14 protein-coding genes and 2 pseudogenes are annotated in these 22,952 nt (G+C 70.5%); 5 read left to right on the top strand and 11 right to left on the bottom strand.

Annotated elements, in window-relative coordinates; all coding sequences use genetic code 11:
- Window positions 1-48: 48 nt before the first annotated feature.
- Window positions 49-501: a hypothetical protein gene (locus AB0I28_RS25620; protein ID WP_357497383.1), complete on the bottom strand. Its 453-nt coding sequence runs from the start codon at window positions 499-501 to the stop codon at window positions 49-51.
- An 82-nt stretch (window positions 502-583) separates the two neighbouring features.
- Entirely contained in the window at window positions 584-2,788 is a 2,205-nt protein-coding gene (locus tag AB0I28_RS25615; protein WP_357497381.1) for an MMPL family transporter, read from the bottom strand.
- Between the two features lie 180 nt (window positions 2,789-2,968).
- Here AB0I28_RS25615 and AB0I28_RS25610 point away from each other — a divergent pair, with 180 nt between their 5' ends.
- The 4 genes and pseudogenes from AB0I28_RS25610 (at window position 2,969) to AB0I28_RS25595 (ending at window position 6,738) form a co-directional block, all read left to right on the top strand.
- A complete protein-coding gene (locus AB0I28_RS25610) occupies window positions 2,969-4,276 on the top strand; it encodes a sensor domain-containing protein (RefSeq protein WP_357497379.1) in 1,308 nt (435 codons plus the stop codon).
- A gap of 102 nt (window positions 4,277-4,378) precedes the next feature.
- Window positions 4,379-5,020, top strand: coding sequence for a response regulator transcription factor (locus AB0I28_RS25605; RefSeq protein ID WP_357497377.1), 642 nt, complete (start codon window positions 4,379-4,381; stop codon window positions 5,018-5,020).
- A 204-nt stretch (window positions 5,021-5,224) separates the two neighbouring features.
- Window positions 5,225-5,836 carry a TetR/AcrR family transcriptional regulator gene (locus AB0I28_RS25600; protein WP_357497375.1) on the top strand — a complete coding sequence of 204 codons (612 nt, stop codon included), beginning with the start codon at window positions 5,225-5,227 and terminating at the stop codon, window positions 5,834-5,836.
- A gap of 36 nt (window positions 5,837-5,872) precedes the next feature.
- A pseudogene (locus tag AB0I28_RS25595) lies at window positions 5,873-6,738 on the top strand (IS5 family transposase).
- A 341-nt stretch (window positions 6,739-7,079) separates the two neighbouring features.
- On the opposite strand, the gene AB0I28_RS25590 reads toward AB0I28_RS25595, so the two are convergent.
- The 7 genes and pseudogenes from AB0I28_RS25590 to AB0I28_RS25560 all read right to left on the bottom strand — a co-directional run bounded on the left by AB0I28_RS25590 (window position 7,080) and on the right by AB0I28_RS25560 (window position 18,300).
- Window positions 7,080-9,188, bottom strand: a complete 2,109-nt coding sequence (locus AB0I28_RS25590) for an NACHT domain-containing protein (protein ID WP_357497373.1) — start codon at window positions 9,186-9,188, stop codon at window positions 7,080-7,082.
- A 79-nt stretch (window positions 9,189-9,267) separates the two neighbouring features.
- Window positions 9,268-10,113, bottom strand: coding sequence for an alpha/beta hydrolase (locus tag AB0I28_RS25585; protein WP_357497371.1), 846 nt, complete (start codon window positions 10,111-10,113; stop codon window positions 9,268-9,270).
- Window positions 10,114-10,212: 99 nt separating this feature from the next.
- Window positions 10,213-10,818, bottom strand: coding sequence for a TetR/AcrR family transcriptional regulator (locus AB0I28_RS25580; protein ID WP_357497370.1), 606 nt, complete (start codon window positions 10,816-10,818; stop codon window positions 10,213-10,215).
- Between the two features lie 203 nt (window positions 10,819-11,021).
- Window positions 11,022-14,249, bottom strand: a pseudogene (locus tag AB0I28_RS25575) (error-prone DNA polymerase); the annotation flags it as partial.
- 13 nt (window positions 14,250-14,262) lie between these two features.
- A complete protein-coding gene (locus AB0I28_RS25570) occupies window positions 14,263-15,675 on the bottom strand; it encodes a DNA polymerase Y family protein (protein ID WP_357497368.1) in 1,413 nt (470 codons plus the stop codon).
- Window positions 15,672-16,658 carry a hypothetical protein gene (locus tag AB0I28_RS25565; protein ID WP_357497366.1) on the bottom strand — a complete coding sequence of 329 codons (987 nt, stop codon included), beginning with the start codon at window positions 16,656-16,658 and terminating at the stop codon, window positions 15,672-15,674. The genes AB0I28_RS25570 and AB0I28_RS25565 overlap by 4 nt, the downstream gene beginning before the upstream one ends.
- A gap of 1,240 nt (window positions 16,659-17,898) precedes the next feature.
- Window positions 17,899-18,300, bottom strand: coding sequence for an SAV_6107 family HEPN domain-containing protein (locus AB0I28_RS25560; RefSeq protein ID WP_357497768.1), 402 nt, complete (start codon window positions 18,298-18,300; stop codon window positions 17,899-17,901).
- A gap of 604 nt (window positions 18,301-18,904) precedes the next feature.
- Here AB0I28_RS25560 and AB0I28_RS25555 point away from each other — a divergent pair.
- The gene (locus tag AB0I28_RS25555; protein ID WP_357497365.1) at window positions 18,905-19,834 is read left to right on the top strand and encodes an NAD-dependent epimerase/dehydratase; all 930 of its coding nucleotides are present in this window, start codon (window positions 18,905-18,907) and stop codon (window positions 19,832-19,834) included.
- 54 nt (window positions 19,835-19,888) lie between these two features.
- On the opposite strand, the gene secF is transcribed toward AB0I28_RS25555, so the two are convergent.
- Both secF and secD read right to left on the bottom strand, forming a co-directional pair.
- Window positions 19,889-21,082 (bottom strand): protein translocase subunit SecF, encoded by a 1,194-nt coding sequence (gene secF / locus AB0I28_RS25550; protein WP_357497364.1) that lies wholly within the window; start codon window positions 21,080-21,082, stop codon window positions 19,889-19,891.
- A 4-nt stretch (window positions 21,083-21,086) separates the two neighbouring features.
- A complete protein-coding gene (secD, locus tag AB0I28_RS25545) occupies window positions 21,087-22,865 on the bottom strand; it encodes a protein translocase subunit SecD (RefSeq protein ID WP_357497363.1) in 1,779 nt (592 codons plus the stop codon).
- Between the last annotated feature and the right edge of the window lie 87 nt (window positions 22,866-22,952).

The following is a 22,952-nucleotide window of genomic DNA, read 5'->3' as shown; positions in this document are numbered from 1 at the left end:
CGTTCACCGGCGCGCCGGGCCGTGTCGCGCGCAGGTCCCCGCGCTCGCTCAGGACTCCCGGTCGGCGGCCAGCCAGCCCTCTACCTGGCGTTCGACGTCGGCGAAGAAGATCTCGAGTTCGGCCTCGGAGAGCCGCTCCTCGCGCAGGATCGCCACGGCGAGGGAGATCTGCGGGGTGATGACCTCCTCGAAGCCGAGCTCGGGGTCGAGCTCGGACTCGCCGAGGGCGACCAGGACGAGTTCCTCGGCGACGTCGGCCGACATGGTGGAGGGGTCGTGGCTGGCGACGCGGACGTCGGCGACGAAGCGGACGACGTCGGCGCGGGTGTAGTCCTCGGGGAAGCGGAGCTGGACGGCCTTGCCGAAGACGGCGAAGACGTGCCGGACCGAACCGGCCCAGCCGTCGGCGTCGAGCCGGGAGGTGGCGATGTCGATGGCCGCGTTGTCCCCCGCGACGGCGGCGCGGAAGAGTTCGGTGACGGCGGTGGGCGCGTTGGTCATCGTCCTACTCTGGCAGGTTCGGGTGGAGCGGGGCTCGCGGCCCGGGCGTTCGGCCCGGGCCGCGAGGTGTTGCGGGCGGGTGTCAGCGGTGCGAACCGGCCAGGACCTCGACGGGCGGCGGTACGGCCGTCGCCGGGGCGGTGCCCGGGGTGAGGCGCCCGAGCTTCGAGGGCCACCAGTTCGCGCGGCCCAGCAGCGTCATGATCGACGGGAGCAGGAAGATCCGCACGACGGTGGCGTCGATGAGGATCGCCACCGACAGGCCGACACCGATCTGCTTCATCTCCACCATGCTCAGGCTGGCGAACACCCCGAACACCGCGACCATGACGATCGCCGCGCTGGTGACCACGCCCGCGGTGCGGCTGATGCCGTAGGCGACGGCGTCGCGGGTCGTCATGCCCTGCTGCACGGCTTCGCGGATGCGGCTGACGACGAACACGTGGTAGTCCATCGACAGGCCGAACAGGATCACGAACAGGAACAGCGGGATCCAGGTGACCACGTGCCCGTTGGAGTTGAAGTCGAGCAGCTTCTCGGCCCAGGTCTTCTGGAACACCAGGACCAGCACCCCGAAGGCGGCCGCGGCCGAGATCATGTTGAGCACGGCGGCCACGGCGGCGACCACGATCGACTTGAAGGCCACGGCCATCATCAGGAAGGTCAGCAGCACGACGAAGCCGATGACCAGGGGCAGCGCGGCCCGCTGGTGCTCGACGTAGTCGATGTCGCCGGCGATGCCTCCGCCGACGGCGTAGTCGGCGCCGTCGACCGTCCCGACGGTTTCGGGCACGAGGATGCCGCGCAGCTCGTTGAGCGAGTCGGTGGCGCCGTCGGTCCCGGTGCTCCACACGACGGGCAACGCGAGGGTGGTCACGGTGCCGTCGGCGGAGACCTCGATGCGGGGCTCGGCCTCGGCGGCGAAGAGGTCGTCGGCGTCGGCGCGGGCGTTGAGGTCGGTGAGGGCGGCGTTGACCTCCTCGGCCTGGGAGGCGTCGGCCTTCACCATGACCCAGTGGGTGTTGCCCTCACTGGGGAAGGCGGTGGTGAGCCGGTTGTACGCCTGGATGGTGGGCATGTCCGGCGGGAAGTCCTCCAGTTCGCTGTTCTTGGGCTTCATGTCGAGGGCGAACACCGCGAGGGCCGCCATCGCCGCGAGGGCGAGCACGAGGGTGATCTTCGGGGCGCGCAGGGCGGGCTTGAGCAGGGCGGGCCACATGCGCGGCTGGTGGTCGGGGCTGTAGGCGCGGTTGGTGAGCCGCCAGACGAAGGGGACGCGGGGGCGGTCCACGGCGCGGCCGAGCTTCGACAGGGCGGCGGGGAGCACGGTCAGCGAGCCGAGCATGGCCACGGCGACCACGATGATCGCGCCGGAGCCGAGGCCGTTGAAGACCGGGTCGCCGGCGAGGTACAGGCCCGCCATGGAGACGATGACGGCGAGACCGGAGACGACCACGGAGCGGCCGGAGGTCTCGGCGGCGATGGCGACGGCGTCGAGGTGGCTGCGGCCCTTCGCCCGTTCCTCTCGCTCGCGCTTGAGGTAGAAGAGGGAGTAGTCGACGCCGACGGCCATGCCGACCAGCAGGATGACGTGCATGACCGTGCCCGGGTCGGGGAAGACCTGGGAGGCCACGGCCCACAGGCCCATCGCGGAGAACACCGCCGACAGGGCCAGGAGCAGCGGCACTCCGGCGGCGATGATCGCGCCGAAGGCGAGCAGGAGGATGCCGAGGGTCAGCGGGAGGCTGATGATCCCGGCCTTGCCGAGGTCGCTGTCGACGAGGTCGTTGATGCCCTTGTCGATGGAGGCGCCGCCGATGAGTTCGACGCGCAGGTTCGCGTGTTCTCCGGCCACGGCGGTGACGTCGGTCTGGAGCAGAGGCACGGTCTCCTCGCCGTCGACGTCCTCGCCGAAGGTGACGGGCACCAGCAGCGCCTCTCCCGTGGGCGAGGGAGTGGGGTCGCCGACCTCGGCGACCTCGGGGTGGGCGGCGAGGCGTTCGGCGACGTCCTCGGCGGCGGCGGTCGCCGCGGCCTCGTCCCAGGCGCCGTTCAGCGGTGTGATCAGGACGTTGTCGGTGTCGGGGTCGGGGAAGTCGCCGGAGTCCCTGATCTCGTCGGCGTGCTGCGACTCGCCGACGCCCAGCTCGGTCCCGGTGGCCTCCTTCGTCTCCACGACGTTGCCGAGCGCGAAGGTCGCGGCCACGAATATCAGCCACAGCCCCACCGCCCAGCCAGGGTGCCGCGCGCTCCACTGCGCCATGCGCGTGGTCACGGACCTCTTCATCGTCTTTCTCCCCTCCGAGCGTCCCCATTGGACGAACTCCGGTGTCGTGCCCAACACTCGCCGGGCCGAGAGCCCGCGTCATTGGGCTCAGGCTCCCCATCGGCGGGGGCTCAGACGCCCGATCACGAGGGGGGCTAGGCCCACCGCCGCCGATCACCGCGGACGGGAACAATGAACGACATGGAGGGAGACGCAATGGTCGAAGATCGCAAGCGGGTCGCGGGCCGATTCGAACTGCTGGGCATGTCGTTCATGCTCATGTTCACCGCCCTCGGCGGAATCGTGCTCGGAGTCCTGGTGATCGTGGCGCTCGGCCTGGTCCCCCTGTGGGTCGGGCTGCCGATACTGCTGGCACTGGCGCTTTTCACCCGGAACTTCACCGACATGCACCGGCTGTGGATCGGCCGGCGCCTCGGAATCCGGATAGAACGCCCCTATCTCCCCGACCCCGACCGCGGACTGCACGCGCGGGTGTTCGCCGCCCTCAAGGACCCCGCGACCTGGCGTGACCACGCCTGGCTGTGGGTCAACGGGACCGCCGGGGTCTCGATGATGGTGATCAACTGGACGATGTTCGTGGCCGGCCTCGGCGCGCTGACCATGCCGCTGTGGTGGCGGGCGCTGCCGGAGAACGCCGCCGTCGAGATGATCGGCGTCACCGGCTTCGTCGAGGTCCACGACAGCGGCTCGGCCGCCGTCTACGGCATCCCGATGGGCCTGATCTACCTCGGGCTGTGGTTCTGGCTCAGCCCGCTGCTCATGAAGCTCTACGGGCTGCTCTCGTCTTCGCTGCTGGGCCCGACGACCGAGACGCGGCTGGTCGACCGGGTCCGTGTGCTGACCGTCTCGCGCGCCGAGACCGTCGACACGCAGGCCGCCGAGATCCGGCGCATCGAACGGGACCTGCACGACGGCGCGCAGGCACGCCTCGTGGCGCTCGGCATGAGCCTCGGCATGGCCGAGGAGATGATGGAGCGCAACCCGAAGGCGGCGGCGAAACTGCTCGCCGAGGCCCGCGACAACAGCGTCGAGGCCCTCGTCGAGCTGCGCAACCTGGTCCGCGGCATCCACCCGCCGCTGCTCGCCGACCGCGGCCTCGACGGAGCCGTGCGGGCACTGGCGCTCAACCACTCCGGCGAGGTCGAGGTCGACATCAGCCTCAGCGGCCGCCCGCCGCAGCCGGTGGAGTCGGCGGCCTACTTCGCGATCGCCGAGCTGCTGACCAACTCCACCAAGCACGGCGGGGCACAGCGCGCCTGGGTGCGGGTCATGTACGTGCGGGGGCAGCTGGCGATCCTGGTCGGCGACAACGGCCCCGGCGGTGCCTCCATCACGCCCGGTGGCGGGCTCGACGGCGTCGCCAAGCGCCTGTCGGCCTTCGACGGGACCCTCACTGTCAAGAGCCCCGTGGGCGGTCCGACGATCGTGACCATCGAGATCCCCTGCGACCTGGACGTCGACCTGCTCCCCGACCGCGAGCCGAGATAGTCGGTGACGCCTGTGCGGCCGCCCTGACGGCGGCCGCACAGGCGTTCGGCGCGACTGGATACGCTTCGGTCCCAAGCGTCGACACCTACCGATGGAGTCTTTGTGCGAGCGGTACTGGCCGAGGACCACGCCCTGCTGCGGGACGGACTGATCCGCCTGCTGTCGGCCCACGACATCGAGGTGGTCGACGCCGTCGACAACGGCCCTTCGCTGCAACGGTCCCTGCTCACCCACCGGCCCGACGTCGCCGTCGTCGACGTGCGGCTCCCCCCGACCTTCACCGACGAGGGAGTGCGCGCGGCCATCGAGGCCCGCCAGCAGATCCCGGGCCTGCCGGTGCTGGTGCTGTCGCAGTACGTCGAGCAGCTCTACGCGCGCGAGCTGATGTCGGACCGCACCGGCGGCGTCGGCTACCTGCTCAAAGACCGTGTCTCGAACATCGCGACCTTCATCGACGCCGTGCACCGGGTCGCCTCCGGCGGCACCGTGATGGACCCCGAGGTCGTCGCTCAGCTCCTCAGCGGGCGCGGGCAGCACGCGATGGACGCGCTGACCGCCCGCGAGCGCGAGGTGCTCGGGCTGATGGCCGAGGGCCGGTCGAACGCCTCGATCGCGGCCAGCCTGTACATCACCGAGAAGGCCGTGGGCAAGCACACGGCCAACATCTTCCGCAAGCTCGACCTGCCGCAGTCGGAGGACGACAACCGGCGCGTGCTCGCGGTGCTGGCCTACCTCAACGGCTGACCGGCGCCGCCGGGGGTCGCCCTTGGTGATCTCGACGTGCCCGGCCTGTTCGAGGCGACGATGTGGTTCGACAGCAGCGAGCCGCTCACCTCGACGGGTCGCGCAGGAGCGCGACCGTGGCCGGGCAGGACGCGAGGATGGACGTCTTCGCGGCACGATCGTTCGTTCACTACGCTTGACCCATTCCCGGAAAGGAGGCCGTCCATGGACACCCCATCGGCGGACGGACGCGTCGAGCGCGGCAACCAGACCCGCCGCACGGTCCTGCGCCACACCGCCGACCTCGCCTCCGTCGAAGGGCTCAGCGGCCTCACCATCGGGCGCCTGGCCACCGAACTCTCCCTGAGCAAGAGCGGCGTCTTCGCGCTGTTCGGTTCGAAGGAGGAGCTGCAACTGGCCACGATCCGCGCGGCCCGGCGCATCTTCCTCGACCACATAGCCCTGCCCGCCATGAGCCTCGACGACGGGCTGCCGCGCCTGCGGGCGGTGTGCGCGAACTGGCTGGCGTACTCACGCGAGCGGGTCTTCCCCGGCGGCTGCTTCTTCTTCGCCGTGGCGGCCGAGTTCGACTCACGGCCGGGCCCGGTGCGCGACGCCGTCGTGGCCGCGCGGATCGAGTGGACCGCCTTCGTCGAACAGACCGCGGCCGCCGCGATCGGCAAGGGCGAACTGCCACCCGACCCCGACGGCCCGCAGCTGGCCTTCGAGCTCATCTCGATGATGGAGGGCGCCAACGGCGACTCGCTGCTGCGCGAGCCCGGCGACGCGAGGCCCTACGAATGGGCCGCGCGCGCCATCGAGCGGATGCTCGCCTAGGGCGTGTTTGCAAAGGGGTGGGATGATGGGTGGGTGATTCGTCGGTATGAGTTGTCGGATGCTGAGTGGGATGTGCTGGTGGGGTTGCTGCCGCCGGTGATGCAGGGTGGCCGGCCGCGGATGGACGACCGGCGGGTGTTGAACGGGATCGTGTGGAAGATCCGGTCGGGTGCGCCCTGGCGGGACGTCCCCGAGCGTTATGGCCCCTGGCGGAGTGTCTATGCGCGTTTTCGCAGGTGGGCGTTGGATGGGACGTTTCAGCGGCTGCTGGCCGGGCTCCAGGCCGACGCTGACGCGCGTGGCGACGTGGACTGGCTCGTCTCGATCGATTCGACGATCACGCGTGCTCATCAGCACGCGGCTGGCGCTAAAGGGGGCGGAGTGATTCGGGCGAATCGGTTCACGCCATCGGACGATCCCGTGGTGGATTAACCACGAAGATCCACCTCGCCGCCGATGGGAACGGCCGCCTTCTGGCCTTCGTGCTCTCGGCGGGCAACGTCAATGACTGCACCCGCTTCGAGCAGGTCATGGACTCGGTCAGCATCGCCCGCATCGGACCGGGGCGGCCCCGCACCCGGCCCGACCACGTCATCGCCGACAAGGGCTACTCCACCCGAGCCATCCGGCGATACCTGCGCAGGCGCGGCATCGCCCACACCATTCCCGAAAGGCGTGACCAGCAGGCAGGACGCGCCCGCCGAGGCAGCCGGGGCGGCAGACCACCCGCCTTCAACCAGCACACCTACAAACATCGCAACGTCGTCGAACGCTGCTTCAACCGATTGAAGCAATGGCGCGGCATCGCCACCCGATACGACAAGACCAGCCAGTCCTACCAGGCAGCCATCACCCTCGCCGCCATCCACCAATGGCTACCCACCTTTGCAAACACGCCCTAGCCCCTGTCCTGTGGATCATGGGAACCGGACCATGATGGCGGCGATGATGAGGCCGGCTTGGCAGAGAGATGCGCGCACCACGCTCTCCCCGCGACGAGGCGCAACCTCGACCGGAAATCCCGCGACGCCTGAACCGAACGCTCACTGCGGACATCGCCGAGCAGGCGCAGGGCACGCCCTCCCGCAGCCGAGATCGCGGTGAACGAGTGCCGCGTCGGCGTCCAGATAGTGGAGGTCGAGGAACCGCACCCACCGCGACTCCACCGGTTGGCGATCCCCGGGGCCTCGATCAGAAAACCTTGTTTCAGTTGGCCGGATTTCGCTGTGAGCACGCCGGGTGGTCAACCCTTCGTGTCGAGAATTCGGGCGATACGGATTCTGTCGGGCACGCCCTGGGGAGCCAGATCGGCGAGGTGGTCTCGAATGAGCAGATGGACGAACAGGTAGTCCTGACCCACGCGCCGAAGCAGGAGGGCTTCGCCGGCGTGGTCAAGCCATGGGCGCGCAGGATAAGCGAGGAGTCCCGCGCCTGCCAGACGCTGTCGGGTAGCTCGCTGTTCCGTCACGGCCCGGCCACCAAGGCAATGCATCATGTAGCAGAACACCGTCGAGCCGATCAGCGTGGCGAACGGCACCGCCGAGGTGAATCCGTTGAACACGCTCGCCGTGAGGCCGAACGCGAACGTGGTGACTGCACCGAACAGGGCGTGGATGAGGCCGCGCTCCCTGGCACCCCGAGCCTTCCGAGACGGTACCTCCCTGAACGACGCTCTCGGTGCCGCGTACTGGACCCACGCGCCTCTCACTGTGGCGGCGGTCAGCCAGACGGCCGCCCAGGCGATTGCTCCGCACCACAAGGCGGCGAACACACCGTGATGTACGAGGGTGACCAGCGCTGTTGTCGCGCTGAAGAACCAGCTGTATTTAATGACGCCTCGAAAGGCCCATTTCCTGAACATGAGCGCGCGATCACGTCTTAGCTCCACGCGCCCGATCCGCAAAGCCTCCAAGACTCCCCTGTGGAGGTACGAGCCTCGGATACTGGATCGGGAAGCGGCACTGAGGTCGACGGTATTGACCTTCCGGTCATTTGGGTTGAGGAACGCCAGCCCGGTGGCAACACCGAGGAGGAGTCCCAGCCAACCTGCCCACCACCAGCCGAGAAGCCCGAGCACCCCCGTGTAGCCGACAGCCCGGAGGCTTCCCGGTGACACGTTGACGCCCGACCCGGGGCGCCAAGTCGAGTCGATGGCATCGAAGGCGAACAGCGTTTGATGGGTGCGCCGCAACCGTTCGGCGATAAATGCCAGCTGGATCAGTAGCCGCTCGGATGGGAAGCGGCTACTGGTTCGCTGGGCGAGCACGCGCCTGATGTACTGGGTGAACAGTCTGCTCATCGGTTCCTCATCGCAAGCAGGCCTGTCCGGAGCATCGCGATAGGCGAGCATCAGCACACTGAGCAGTAATGGCGAGGTCACCAGGGCGCGCAACTCGGTGTCGGAGTCCAGGACTGCAATGGCGTGTCGCAACCCGTGTTTGTGCAGGAAGGCATCGACGTCCCCAGGTGTCAGCGGCTTGATGCGTACCCGACCGCGTAGGCGCAACTTCGTTTCCAGGGCGCCGTACTGCTCCTCGCGACAGCAGACTGCGATAGCCACCGTCGGATGGATCGCACGGAACTCGTTGATCGCTGCCACACACGATTCTCGCGCGCCATCGGCGACCTCGTCGAGCCCGTCCAGAAGCAGAATGAGTTCGTCACCCGTGATCCACTCCTGGACTTGAGCGGCCGGGACCTGATACCGGGAAGCTGCCTCGGCAGCCAGCCATTCGCTGAAGGACATGTTCGAGTTGCCCCATGCCGACAGGTTGATCATCAGTGGCAGGCGTTCGCCGGGATCCTGTGCCGCGTCGAGGAGCGCCACGAGGACTTCGAGCATCGTCGTGGTCTTGCCGGAGCCGGGGGCACCGACGATGAGCATCTGTTCACGAAGGTCGTCGCGGAAGATCTCGACAATGTCCGTGCCCTGTGGGACTGGTCGCGGTTCGCTGCCGGCTTCGGCGATATCGATGCCCCAAGGGTGAGGCTCAGAAAGGTCGGTATCCAGGGCGAGTTGAATGCGGGCTTCGGCGTACAGGGACCGATCGAGCAGCCCTCCGATCCAAGCCGCCCGCTGGTTTCGTGCCAGCACCTCGCGAGTCCGGCGTGGGTTGCCGCTGAGACGGACGTCCTGCATGCGTTCTGAGCGGAGGGTCAACCAAATCACCGCGCCCGTCACCAGGCAGAGGAGGACCCACGACCATCCCCGGTACGGCAGCAGTGGGGCGGGCAGCTCGGAGCTTGCCACGTTGGTTACGAGCCCGAGCGCCACCGATCCGAGCAGAATCAGGGCCACGGTCGACGAACCCGGAGAGCGACGCATCCGTCCTTTGTAGCCGATCGCATCCACTGGCGGGTCCACACGACGGTGGGCGGTGCAGCGTGCCCGGCGGATCACTGCGGGGCCCACAAGACCCACCGGACAAGCCCTAGCTGTCGAGAAAGTGCAGGACCGTGTCGACCACGCCCGGGTCGGCGAGGATCTTGTTGTGCCCCAGGCCGTTGGTGACGATGAGCCGTACCCGGTCGCCGTGGGCGGCGGCGATCCGCCGGGACTGCTCCGGCAGCACCATCGAGTCCCCGTCGTCGTGGATCAGCAGGATCGGCAGGTCGAACTCCTCGGGCCGGTGGGTCGCCGAGAAGTTGCGCCAGATGTCGGGACGGCCGGGGAACAGCCCGTCCTCGATCAGGCGCCGCAGCTCGCCGGAGACCCGGTCGCGCAGCTTCAGATGCCCGGAGAACTTCTCCAGCAGGTAGCCGAACTCGCCGACGCCGCTGACGCCGACCAGGCGGCCGGCCCTCACCTCGTCGCGCAGCGCGTAGAACGAGGCCGCCACACCGAAGGAGTGCGCGACGATGGCCTCGAAGTCGCCGTACTCGGCGTGCAGACGGCGGATGATCTCCCGGTACTCCATGATCGTGGTGCTGCGCCCGCCCGACTCGCCGTGGCCGGGCGCGTCGAAGGAGATCGGACTGTAGCCGCGGGCGAGCAGGCCGGGAACGAGGGGCGCGACGCGCGAACCCCGCGACCACCATCCGTGCACGAACAGGATCGGCCGCTCACCGCTCCCCCATCGGTAGGTTCGGACGGACTTGCCCTCGACGGTCATCGTGGCGGTCCGGGCTCCGGCGATCTGGTCGAGTTCGGCCGGGCGGAGCCGTCCCCGGCGCAGGGGGGTGCTGAACAGGGCGAAAGCGCCCCGGCCGGCCAGGCGGCGACTGGCCAGGGACGTGGTGTTCAGCGTGCCCCCGACGAGGGCGGCGGCGATGCTCATGTGGACTCTCCTCGTTCGCGGGGTGTCGGGCGAAATATTAGCACGATCGTTCGTGTAGTTTTTCGCTCCGATACCCCGCGAGACAAGGAGACCGGCGGTTCAGTGCGGGCGCAGGCCGTCGAAGACGATCGACAGCACGCGTTCCTGCAGCTCCGGGTCCCACCCGACGGCCAGCGCCGCCTGGCAGGTGCCGAGCAGGACCGCCAGCACTTCCGGCGGGCGCACGTCCTCGCGGACGCCCCCCGAAAGCTGCGCCCGGACGAGCAGCGCCTCGATCGCCTGACGCCAGGCGTTGACGGGATTGGCCGCGTTCATGCCGGAAGCGGCGTCGCCCAGCAGGTCGACGATCGCCTTCTTCCCGGCGGCCTGCTCGACCATGCCGGCGAAGAAGGCGAAGAACGCCTCCTGCGGCTCGCCCTCGGCGAGCAGGATCTGTGTCTGTTCGGCAAGGCGCAGCACGCTGGCGGTGACGATGGCCTTGAGGAGGTCCTCTTTGGTCGGGAAATGCCGGAACACGGTGCCGATGCCGACTCCGGCGAGCCGGGCGACCTCCTCGGTGGAGGCTCCGGCACCTTTCGCGGTGAACACTTCTTCGGCGGCGGCCAGGATCCTGGCTCGGTTGCGGCGGGCGTCGGCACGCATCGGTCGGTCGCCCGAGCCGGTCGGGAACTGGCCGTTTCGGCCGGGCGGCGATACCGGTGTCATGTGGCCTCCAGGAGGGGGCAGGAGGTGGGGCTGATAGGTGGCGGACACTCGGTGAGCTCACAGTGTGGACAGTGCTCAAAGGCGTTAACAATGCAGGATCCGACAGCGCACAAGGGTGACGTTGGCGTTGACAAAGCCCCTGACCAGTGCCGATAGCAGGTTGCGACCTCGCTATGACGTACATCGGACAGGCTGCCGCGGGCCTACTGGAAGTCGCGGGAGGGCCCCGGCCGCAGCGGCAGGTCGAGCGGTTCGAGGAGGTCGGCGACGAGGTTGATCACCACACCGGGCGGACGTTCGTCGCCGGGGGCGGGCTTGGTGATCTTCTTCTCGGCCATCCCCCGCACGACCACGCCCACCGCCGTGCGGGCGAGCCTGCGCTGGCGCCGCCACAGCCCCGGCGAGCAGATGACGTTGAGGATGCCGGTCTCGTCCTCCAGGCTCAGGAAGGTGATGCCGCCGGCCGTCCCCGGGCGCTGCCGGTGCGTGATCAGGCCCGCCACCCGCACGCGGGTCTTGTCCTCGATCCCGGCGAGGTCGGCGACGCGCAGGACACCGGCGGCGTCGAGGGTCTCCCGCACGAACTCCACCGGATGGGACTGCGGGGAGACCCCGGTCGCCCAGAAGTCGGCGCCGGCGAGTTCGACCTGGCTCATCGCCGGCAGCGGCGGCGCGACCAGGCCGGTCGCGGTGCCGGGGAGCGTGTCGGGGCGCTCGCGGGCTGCGGCGCCGGCCGCCCACAGGGCTTGGCGGCGGTCGAGGCCCAGGCAGGTGAAGGCGTCGGCGACGGCGAGGGCCTCCAGTTGCGCGGTGTTCAGGCCGGCGCGGCGAGCCAGGTCGGGGAGGTCGGTGTAGGGCTGGCCCTCGGCGATCCGCTCGGCGGTGGCGGTGCTTATCGCGCGCACCGAGGACAGGCCGAGCCGGATCGCCGGCTGCGGGATCGGCCGGGAGGTGAACTCGGTGAGCTGCGCGCAGGGGTCGAGAGTGTCGGCGGGGACGGGCTGCTCCCCGGCGCCGGGCAGGTCCTCCAGGACCGCGTCGGCCTCGCTGAGGTTCACGTCCGGGCGCAGGACGGTGATCCCGTGCCTGCGCGCGTCGGCGATGAGCGTGTTGGGGCTGTAGAAGCCCATCGGCTGTGAGTTGAGCAGGGAGGCGGTGAAGGCCGCCGGGAAGTGCCTCTTGAGCCAGGCGCTGGAGTACACCAGGTAGGCGAAACTGATCGCGTGGCTCTCGGGGAACCCGAAGTCGGCGAAGGCGTGCAGCTGCTGGAAGATCTCGTCGGCCTGCGCCCCCACGACGCCGTTCTTCGCCATGCCGGCGTACAGCCTCGCCTTGAGGGCGTCCATGCGTTCCTCGGAGCGCTTCGAGCCCATCGCCCGGCGCAGGGCGTCGGCCTCCTGGGCGTCGAAGTCGGCGATGTCGATGGCCATCTGCATCAGCTGCTCCTGGAACAGCGGCACCCCGCAGGTCTTGCCGAGGGTCTCGCGCAGCTTCTCGGGGACCTTGTGCTTCCACGGCTCCCCCGCGCGGCGGGCCAGGTAAGGGTGCACCGACCCGCCCTGGATCGGGCCCGGGCGGATCAGCGCGACCTCGATGGCCAGGTCGTAGAAGTTCTGGGGCCGCAGCCTCGGCAGCGTCGACATCTGCGCCCGCGACTCGACCTGGAAGACACCGACGGTGTCGGCCTCGCACAGCATCTCCATCGTCGCCGGGTCCTCCTGCGGCAGCCGCGCCAGGTCGATGTGGACGCCGTGATGGCGCGCGACCATCTCCACCGCCCGGCTCAGCGCGCTGAGCATGCCCAGCCCGAGCAGGTCGAACTTCACCAGGCCCGCCGAGGCGCAGTCGTCCTTGTCCCACTGGAGGACCGTGCGGTCGGGCATCGTGGCCGGCTCCACCGGGCACACCTGCGCGATCGGGCGGTCGCAGATGACCATCCCGCCGGGGTGGATGCCGAGGTGGCGGGGAAAGCGGCGGATCTCGTCGGCGAGGCCGCTGACCTCGGCCGGGATCTCGTCGACCTCGGACTCCCCGACGGTCCTGGCGCGGTCGAGCTGCTTGCTCCACCCCTCGGCGCGCTCGGAGGTGTGCCCGAGGGCCTTGGCGACGTCGCGGACGGCCGAGCGGGGGCGGTAGGAGATCACGTTGGCGACCATGGCTGCGTGGCTGCGGCCGTAGCGCTTGTAGACGTACTGGATGACCTCCTCGCGGCGGTCGGAGGCGATGTCGAGGTCGATGTCGGGATAGCCGTCGCGGGCCGGGGACAGGAAGCGCTCGAAGAGGAGCTTGTAGGCCACCGCGTCGACCTTGGTGATGCCCAGCGCGTAGCAGACCGCCGAGTTGGCCGCCGATCCCCGGCCCTGGCACAGGATCTTGTTGTCCCGGCAGAACTTCGCGATGTCGTCGACGATCAGGAAGTAGCCGGGGAAGCCGAGCTCCTCGATGACGGCGAGCTCGGTCTCGAGCTGCTGGTAGGCCTCCTTCACCCGGGGGGCGGCGGGTGGGCCGTAGTACTCGCGGGCTCCTTCCAGGACGCGTTTGGCCAGCCAGGACATCTCGGTGTGCCCTGGCGGGGCGAACTCCGGCAGGCGGGGCGCGATCAGTTCCAGGTCGAAGGCGCACTCGGCGGCGAACTCCGCGGCCCGTTCGACCGCGCTGGGATGGGTGGCGAAGCGCGCGTACATCTCCTCGGCGCCGCGCAGGTGCGCCCCGGCGGCGGCCGGGAGGTACCCGTCGAGGGTGTCAAGGGGGCGGCGGGCCCGGATCGCGGCGAGCGTGGCGGCGACGGGCTGGCGGGCCGGCTGGGCGTAGTGGACGTTGTTGGTCGCGACGGTGGGGACCCTGAGGCGCGCGGCGATCTCGGCGAGCGCGTCGACGCGTTCGTCGTCGTCGGGAAGGTCGTGGTCGGTGAGCTCGACGGCGACGTTCCCGCGCCCGAACAGCGCGACGAGCCGGTCGAGTTCCCGCACGGCCGCCTCGGTCCCCCCGGTCGTGAGGGCGGCGGGCAGGAAGCCCTTGCGGCAGCCGGTGAGGACGAGCCAGTCGTCGCCCGCCCCGGCGGCCAGCGATTCCAGGTCGTAGACCGGCCGTCCCTTCTGTCCGCCGCCCGACTCCTCGTAGGCGGCGCCGATCGCCGCCGACAGCTTCGCGTACCCGGCGGCGTTGCGCGCCAGGACGAGCAGGTGCCGCCCGGCGGGGTCCGGGACTCCCGTCTGGCGGGAGGGCAGCTCGAAGCTGAGCTCGGCGCCGAAGACCGTCGGCAGGCCCCGCTCGCGGGCCGCCTCGGCGAACTGGACGACCCCGTAGAAGCCGTCGTGGTCGGTCACGGCGAGGCCGCTCAAGCCGAGCCGCACGGCCTCGTCGACGAGTTCGGCGGGGGAACTGGCCCCGTCGAGGAAACTGAAGTACGAGTGGCAGTGCAGTTCGGCGTATCTCCTGCCGCGGTCAGTCATAGCTCGCCTCCAGCCACCACGCGCCCGCCTCGATCCGCACCAGCAGCGCCCGCCCGTCGGACAGGCCCAACTGGAGGCGCGCGTAGCGGCGGGCGTCGGAGCGCCACCAGCGTTCGGCGACCGGCCACGGCCCCGCCCAGGTGACGACGTCGACGGGAACCTCCCGCCCGATCCGCACGCGCTTCGGCGAGGCCGTCAGCAGGCAGCGCCCGGTCACGCCGACCTCCCCGCCCTCGGCGTCGAGCACCTCCATCGCGAAGGGCTCGGGCAGCACGACGGCCGGGTTCGGCGCCGGGAGGCTCCCCGGCCACGGCTCGCCGACCGTGTCGGGCTCACCGTCGGTGGTGTCCCAGGCGACGCGGCGGGTCCGCTCCCGCTGGCCGCGCCCGCCACCGGGCTGGGCGGTGACGACCGCGTCGGGACCGAGCAGGCCCTGGACGTGCGTGAGGGCGCGGTGGGCGCGGTCGCGACCCTCCCCCGCCTCGCCCCACAGGCCGGTCTGGGTGCCCGAGTAGGGGATCACGTCGTCGGGCATCAGCGTGATCCGCACGATCCCGCCGGTGGGCCGCGCGCCGCCGTCGCCGGTGGAGCCGCCGGTGAGCCAGCCGTCGAGCTGCCAGCGGACCCGGTCGGCGACGGCCGCCGCCGAGAGGACCCCGTCGTGCCGCCACGTCCGGGTCAGCTGCTCGCCGCCCTCGGTGGTGGCCTGCACGATGAGGCGGGTGCAGGCCAGCCCGTAGGAGGTCAGGCGGCGCTGCAACTGCTCGGCGAGGGCCCGGCCGGTGAAGGCGGCGGCGTCGAGGCGGTCGATGGGCGGGTCGCACTCGGCGTCGACGGTCAGCTCCGGAGGAGGCTTGCGCGCCACCGTCGGGCGCGGGGGCTCCCCGGCGGCCAGGCGGTGCATGTAGGCGGCGTCGAAGCCGAAGCGGTCGAGGACGTCGGAGGCGGGCAGGGCCGCGAACGCGCCGAGCGTGTAGACGCCCAGTCTCCGCAGCAGCGCGACCAGCTCCGGCCGGCCCGACGCGGCGACGTCCACGTCGGCCAGGAACGCCGCGTCTCCCCCGGGCGGGACGACCACGCCGGCGCGGGCGGCCAGCCAGCCCGCGAACAGGCCGTCGGCGATGCCCACCTGGCACTCCCGCAGGCTCACCGAGGCCGCGGAGCGCTCGCCCGCCTCGCCGTGTTCGGCGTACTCGCCGGCGAGCGAGGCGACCGCGTCGATCAGCTGCTCCGCGGCGCTCTCCTCGCTGCCGTAGAAGCGCGCCGCGCCCCTCGCCGGGCAGGCCGCGAGGCCCGGGCGAAGGATCTCCACGCCGGGGGTGACCGCGTCGAGGGCCGCCGCGACGGGTTCGAAGCTCTCCTCGGCGGGCCAGCGCGGGCACCACAGCACCATCGACCGTGTCAACGTCCGGTCTCCCTTCGGGTCAGGGGAAGTACGCGCGCGAGGGCCGCGTCGGCGACCTCGCCGTAACCGGGGAGCCGGAGCGTGACCTGCACCGGGCGGCCGCGGACCCGGGAGGCGACGACCAGGTCGCGTTCCCGCAGCCGCCCCCGCCCCACGCCGAGGCCGCGCCACTCGCCGCCCACGACGCGCAGGACCACGTCGGCGCCGGCGAGGCGGTCGGGCGGGGCCCCGTACGGGACCAGGACCGCTTTGCGTTTCCGCGCGCGCGCCGCCAGCCGCCGGGCCGTCTGCGCCGTGAGGCCCTGCGGGACGTGCACGGCGACGACGTCGAGGCCGTCCAGCAGTGCCGCCGTCACCTCCGGCCACTTCGTCCCCGGCTCGGGGACCAGGGGCAGGCGCGAGGCGTCGACCCCCGCCTCACCGATCGCCATCGCGGACAGTTCGCCCGTTCCACCGACGATCCCGCACCACGACCCCGCCGCCGAAGGACCCGCCAACAGGGCGAGGAGCAGGGAGGTCATGCCCGGCGCGTCGCCGGCGGCCACCCCCACCACCGCTCCCCGCCGCAGCCCGCCCCACGGGAGCAGGCCGCCGAGCCCGTCGACGACGGGAAGGGCGGTCTCGGTAGAGGTGGGGGCGTCGGTGTGGCGGGGGAGCTCGCTCGCACGCCGGATGGCGGGGAGAGGGGAGGTGGCGGTGGGGGCGGCGGGGTTGGGCAGGTGCGGGGCGACGAGGGCGAGCGCGCCGGCGGTGGGGTGGGGGTTGGGCGGGGAGGGCGTAAGGGGGGTGGGTGTGGGGGTGGGGCGGGGCGTGGTGAGGCCGCGAAGGGCACGGGTACGGGGCGAAGAGGGACGGCTGAGGGTGGTGGATGCGGTGGGAGGAGCCGACCCGGTCGACGCGGCGGGCGAGGCGAGCGACGGCTGCGTGCTGGTGGCGGCTTCGAGACCGGGCAGGGCGGGAGGCGCGGAGGGAACGGCGGACACGGTGGGCGAGGCGGAAACGATGGACGCGACCCCACGAAAGACACCCGGCGGAAGTGGAACGGTCTCGGACCGGGCAGGCCTGGGGGGCTCAGCCGGCGCCTTGGCGGTGGCGCGGCCATCAGCCGAGGCGAGGCCACGGCGAACACCGGCCCGGAATGGGCCGACCTCAACCGTGCCGGACCCCAGGGACTCGTCCGGCGCAGCTCCAACTCCAGCCGTGGCACGGCCACCGGCCTCGCGACCGCCGGCCAAGGCGAGACCACGCTGGATACCGGTCCGGGGTGGATCCGCCGCATCGGCATTGGCATCTGCGTCGCCGTCACTCCCGTGGCTGGTCACGGTGGACGGCGCGGCGGAAGCGAACAAGGCGCGGCCGCGAAAGTCACCAGATGGCAGCGGGGTGAGGCCGTCGTTCGCCGGAGGAACGCTGGGTGGGACGGCGGCGGTCGTAACGGTCAGGCCATCGCTCCCCCAGGCCAGGTCGGGGGTGGGTGAGGGCTGCGTGGGGTTCGGTGAGCCGGCGGTGGGGGCGGCTCGTTCTGCGCGGCGGAGACCGCGGGTGAGGACGGAGACGGTGGCGTGGGCGCCGGGCATGCGGGAGCGCAGGACGGGCGTCCTGGGTTCCTCGCCTTTTTCGACCACGGACAAAACAACCACCGAACTCGGCACGACCCCCGTCAATGAATCTCCCCCGGAGACGGCCGTCTCCCATCCGGGCGGCACTTCACCGCCCGGTCGTCACAGTTCCGGCGCGCGTCGGGGCCACCGGATCGTCGCGGTCACGGTCGTGACCGCGGCGTCTCGTCGCGGGTGGGGGACGGGCGGTGGGGTGGGACGGCGGCGCCGACTTGGCGTGAAGCGCCCCGCCGACCAGGCCACGGGCCCGGAGCCTCACGGCCCCGCGGCCTGGCACGGCCCCACCGATCCACCGGTCCACCGCCTCCCTGCCTTACCGCCTACGAGTCCCCGGGCTTCGGGGACCGGGCGGCCGAGGCAGCCCGAACGTCCGAAGCCGCCGAGGCACCGAGGCAGCTCGCACGACCCACCGCTCAGGCGGCCCGAGCCCTGGCCGGAACCAGAACCACCCTGCCGGGCTGCGACCCCCGCGAACCGCGTGAACCCGCACCCCTGAGCAGCCCCGCCGAAACCGCACCTGCCGGAGGTGCGACCCCCGCGAGCCGGCACGCCCACCTGCGGCGAGAGCGGGGCGACCGCGGGGCACTGTGGCCCCGCGTCGCCATCACCCTCGGCGCAGGCCGAGGACTTCGGCGACGACCACCGCGAAGCGGTCGGCGTCGCGGACGAGGTCGTCGGCTTCCCGTTCGGTCACGATGTGCGCGACACCCGCCTGCGCGGCGGCGCGTTTGACGGCGGTGTGCGAAAAGTAGTCGGCCCACTCCCGCAGCTCCGGGGCGACCGCGGCGAGCAGTTCCCAGACGTTCTGCGGACGACTGCGCCGGCGTGGCGCGGGGCGGGCTCTGGCGGCGAGGACCGCCGCGGCGGCACGCAGTGCGGCCAGGTGCGCGGTGGCGTACCGGAGCCCCTCGTGGGGCTCGTCCACCGCGTCGCTCAAGCCTCGCCGGGCGAGGATGAGCAACTCCAGGGGGGACCGTTGCGGTAGGGAATGAGCGGGCACGGCCAGCTCGGTGTGCGGACTGGCGTTGAGGTACGCGTCCGGGCGGTGCGTGACTGCTGTCTTCAACGGAAGATCCCCCTGTCTGAGGCTCGTGATGGGTGACAGGTGTGAACCGCCGGCGTGCCCTCGGGGTGAGACACCCGGACAGGTGTGCCTCACGTCCTTGAACGACCGGCCTGCAATGGCGGCCAGCGGCCGGATGCAACGCTTCCCCGGGGTTGTCTCTCCCCCGCTACATCCGGCCGCAGCGAGCCGCCGCTGACACGCGCGCCAGAAATGAGGCCCAGCCCGCCGGGGGTCGGTGGGAGGCGGACTGGGCCGCGATCAAGCGCCACGATCAATGCGGCGGCACGAGCATTACGGCTCGCCATTTTCTGGTGGAGCATCCCCGGGCCTCGGCCCGCGACAGCTTCTTCCCGAGGAGTGTTCGAACAACGGTTCGAACACTCTGATAGTAAACCTCGCCTCCGACGGAACCGCAAGGGACACGCGAACATTCGTTCGATGTTTTTTCGAACAGAGGGGTATGTGCGCAGGTCAACCCGTTCGAACACGGGTCTCCCGTGTCACCGAACGGGTGACTCGGGCCGCAACGGTAAGCTCACGCCCCATGCGTGTCCTCGTCACAGGCGGAGCCGGGTACGTCGGCTCGACCCTCGTCCCGATGCTCCTCGCCCGGGGGCATCACGTCCGGGTCCTCGACTCGCTGCGCTACGGCGGCCACGGCCTCCTCGCCGCCGCCACCGACGAGCGCTTCGACTTCATCCAGGGCGACATCTGCGACGACGAGGCCGTCACCCGCGCCACAGACGGCGTCGACGCGATCATCCACCTCGCGGCGATCGTCGGATACCCCGCGTGCAAGAAGGACCCGCGTCTGGCCACGCGCGTCAACGTCGAGGGCACCCACACCCTCCTGCGCGCCCGCAGACCCGACCAGAAGCTCCTCTACGCCTCGACCGGCAGCATCTACGGCCGCGTCCCGGACTACCTGTGCCACGAGGGCACGCCCCGGGCCCCCATCACGCTCTACGGCGAGACGAAGGCCGCCGCCGAGACCGCCGTCCTCGACGCGGGGAACTCCGTGGCCTTCCGCTACGCCACCGCCTTCGGCGTCTCCCCCAGGATGCGACTGGACCTGCTGCCCAACGAGTTCGCCTACCAGGCCGTCGCCAACCACAGCCTCATCGTCTACGAGCGGGGCTTCAAGCGGACCTTCCTGCACGTATCCGACCTCGCCCGGTCCATGGTGTGGGCCCTCGACCGCTGGGACGACGTCGTCGACGAGGCCTACAACGTCGGCAGCGAGGACATGAACCTCACCAAGGAGGACCTGGCCCGCCGGCTCCTCGACCACGTCGACTACTACCTGCACTTCGCCGAGGTCGGGACCGACGCCGACATGCGCGACTACGAGGTCTCCTATGCCAAGATCCGCGCGAAGGGCTTCGCGCCGCGCGTCAGCGTCGACGCCGGCCTCGCCGAGCTCGTGCGCGGTGTCCGGCTCATCGACTTCCGCAACCCCTACGGCAACGTCTGAGCGCACGAAAAGGCCCCCTCCGAGGAGGGGGCCTTTTCGTTGTCTGCCGGCGCCTCAGCCCTTGCGGGGGCGGCGCTTGCGGGCGTCGGGACGCGCGCCCGGACGCGGCGCGGAACCGGAGGTGCGCGTCGTCGGGACGCGCGAACCGGAACCGGCCAGGACCTCGTCGTCGGAGTCCGAGACGGGCCCGTCCTCCTCGGTCTCGGCGACCGCGACGGGCTCGGCCGCGGTGGCGGCCTTGCGCTCCGCGGCGCGGCGCTTCTCCTTGACCTTGCGGTCGTGCTCCTTGACGCGCGGCTCCAGGTACTTCAGGTCCGAAAGGACCGGCGTCGCCAGGAAGATCGAGGAGTAGGCGCCGGTGAGCATACCGACGAACAGGACGAGCGCCAGGTCCTTCAGGGTGCCGACACCGAGGATGCCCACGCCGACGAACAGCAGCCCGGCCACCGGCAGCAGACCGATGATCGAGGTGTTGATCGAACGCATGAGGGTCTCGTTGAGGGCCTTGTTGGAGGCCTCGGCGTAGGTCGACTTGAACTCGCCGAGCAGTCCCCTGGTGTTCTCCTGCACGCGGTCGAACACCACGACGGTGTCGTACAGCGAGTAACCGAGGATCGTCAGGAGGCCGACCACCGTTCCCGGCGTGACCTCGAATCCGACCAGGGAGAACACTCCGGCGGTGAGCACGACGTCGTGCACCAGCGCGACGAGCGCGGCGACGGCCATCTTGCGCTCGAAGCGCAGCCACAGGTACCCGGCGACGAACACCAGGAACACCAGCAGCGCGATCAGCGCCTGACGGCTGACGCTCTTGCCCCACGACGAGCTGACCTCGGAGACGGTGATCTCGTTGGCCGAGACGCCGATGGCCTCGGCGATGTCGGCCCGGACGCTCTCGCTCTCGGCGTCGCTGAGCGGGCCGGTCTTGACGACGAACTTCGTGTCCGCGCCCGTTCCGGCGGTCTGCGAGGAGGCCACCTCGACACCGCTCGCCTCGACGGCGTCCTCGGCCTCGGTCAGGGTCGCGTTCGCCGGGGCGTGCACGGTGAACTGGTTGCCGCCGGCGAACTCGACGCCGAGGTTGAAGCCCTTGATCGCCGTGCTCGCGCCGATGATGACCAACAGGATCGCCGAGATGATGTACCAGGTCTTGCGGCGGCCGACGATGTCGAAGTGCGTGTCACCGCGGTAGAGCTGCTTGAAGATGCTGACGCGGGGGGTGCCGCGTACCGAACTCTTGTCCGACATGACGTCAGCTCTCCTTCGTGCGCATCGCGCCGCTGCCGCCGACCCGTCGGCGGCTCGCGCCGAGGCCGGCCAGCCTCGTCGAGCTCATCACCTTGTAACGGGACAGCCAGGCCACGAGGGGGTGTGTGAACAGGAAGACCACGGCGATGTCCATGAGGGTCGACAGACCCAGGGTGAACGCGAAGCCGCGGACGGCGCCGATGGCCAGGAAGTACAGGATGATCGCGGCGAGCATCGAGACCGTGTTCGCCGACATGATCGTGCGGCGGGCGAGTGCCCACGCGCGCGGCACGGCGCTGCGCATCGACCGGCCTTCCTGCACCTCGTCCTTGAGCCGTTCGAAGAACACGACGAAGGAGTCGGCCGTGATGCCGATGGCGACGATGAAACCGGTGATGCCGGCCAGGGTCAGCGTGAAGCCGACCTGCTTGCCGAGCAGGGCGATCGACGGGTAGATCAGCGCGGCCGAGGCGCCAAGGCTGGCGATGACGACGAGGCCGAGCAGGCGGTAGTACAGCAGGCAGTAGACGATGACCAGCGCGACGCCGATGAAGCCGGCGAGGATGCCCGCCTCCATCTGCGAGGTGCCCAGCGTGGCGCTGACCTCTTCGATGGACTCGACGTTGAACGCGACCGGGAGGGCGCCGTACTTCAGCTGCTCGGCGAGGGTCTTGGCCTCTTCGGAGTTGAAGTTGCCGGTGACCTGGGCCGAACCGCTCATGGCCTCGCGGATCTCGGGGTCGGAGACGACGAGGTTGTCGAGGACGATCGCGACCTGCTTGCCGACGGTCGCGTTGGTCAGCTCCGACCACTTGTCGGAACCGCCGCCGGTGAACTCCATGTTCACCATCCACGAACCGGGGTTCTGCGAGTCCGGGCCGGCGCCGGCGTCGGAGACGTCCTCGCCGACGACCTTGGCGACGTCCAGCATCGACTTGATGAAGGCCGCCTGGCCCTTCTCGATCTGCTCGGCGTCGGGCTTGTTGCACGCCACGACCTGCTGGTCGACGGCCGAGATGCTGCCCGGCGGGCGGCCGTTGAGCTGGTCGCAGGTGATGGTCGGGACGTTGAACTGCATGTTGATCGGCAGCGCGGCGACCTGGACGGCCGTGAGGTCGCCGAAGGGCTTGAAGACCTCGAGGGCGGTGGCGTCGGCGGCCGGCTCGGTGAGGGCCTCGGCCTGCGCGTAGAGGTCCTTGCCGACCTGCTCGGCGATCTCCTTGCGGAGCTGCTCCTGGTCGGCGGTCGGCTCGGCCGGCTTCGTCTCGGCCGGCGGCGGGGCCTCCTCGTCGGCGGAGGACTCCGGGTCGGCGCTCTCCTTGTCCTTGTCCTCGTCGCCGGGAGAGGCGGAGGCGGACGGGTCGCCGGAGGTGGAGGGGTCGGGCTGGACGACGTCTTCGGGCGTGCCCGAGCCGGCGGTCTGGTTCAGCACCTCGCGGAAGCGCAGCGTGGCCGGGTCACCGACCTTGCGCAGCTGCTCGGTGTCGGCGTCCTTGCCGGCCACGTTGACGACGATGTTGTTCGCGCCCTCGATGACGATCTCGGGCTCGACGAGGCCGGTGCCGTTGACGCGGTCGTCGATGATCTGGCGGGCCAGCTCCATCTTCTCCGCGTCGGGCGTCTGGCCGCCCGGCAGGGTCGCGGTGAGCGTCATGCTCATGCCGCCCTGCAGGTCGAGGCCGAGCTTCGGCGTGGGGAACTTCCATCCCGCCCCGGCGAAGGCGATCAGCCACAGCACCAGCAGCAAGGCACCGAAGGCGAAGAAATATGGAAATACCTTCAACCGTCCGGTCTGAGGTAGTCCCGAAGGTCCACGAGCCACGGTCGTCATCTCTCCTTGCTGCTGTCTCGGCCGGCGACACGAAGCCGG

It is taken from the genome of Phytomonospora sp. NPDC050363 (genome assembly GCF_040655735.1).
Lineage (GTDB): Bacteria > Actinomycetota > Actinomycetes > Mycobacteriales > Micromonosporaceae > Phytomonospora.
The sequence above is the reverse complement of the archived record's forward strand: the minus strand, read 5'-3'. Positions and strand labels throughout refer to the sequence as shown.

Excerpts from the sequence above, each read along its gene's own strand:
- AB0I28_RS25555 (WP_357497365.1), top strand. The coding sequence starts at position 18,905 with ATGCGTGTCCTCGTCACAGGCGGAGCCGGGTACGTCGGCTCGACCCTC.
- AB0I28_RS25600 (WP_357497375.1), top strand. The coding sequence starts at position 5,225 with ATGGACACCCCATCGGCGGACGGACGCGTCGAGCGCGGCAACCAGACC.
- AB0I28_RS25615 (WP_357497381.1), bottom strand. The coding sequence starts at position 2,788 with ATGAAGAGGTCCGTGACCACGCGCATGGCGCAGTGGAGCGCGCGGCAC.
- AB0I28_RS25580 (WP_357497370.1), bottom strand. The coding sequence starts at position 10,818 with ATGACACCGGTATCGCCGCCCGGCCGAAACGGCCAGTTCCCGACCGGC.
- AB0I28_RS25620 (WP_357497383.1), bottom strand. The coding sequence starts at position 501 with ATGACCAACGCGCCCACCGCCGTCACCGAACTCTTCCGCGCCGCCGTC.
- secF (WP_357497364.1), bottom strand. The coding sequence starts at position 21,082 with ATGTCGGACAAGAGTTCGGTACGCGGCACCCCCCGCGTCAGCATCTTC.
- AB0I28_RS25610 (WP_357497379.1), top strand. The coding sequence starts at position 2,969 with ATGGAGGGAGACGCAATGGTCGAAGATCGCAAGCGGGTCGCGGGCCGA.
- AB0I28_RS25585 (WP_357497371.1), bottom strand. The coding sequence starts at position 10,113 with ATGAGCATCGCCGCCGCCCTCGTCGGGGGCACGCTGAACACCACGTCC.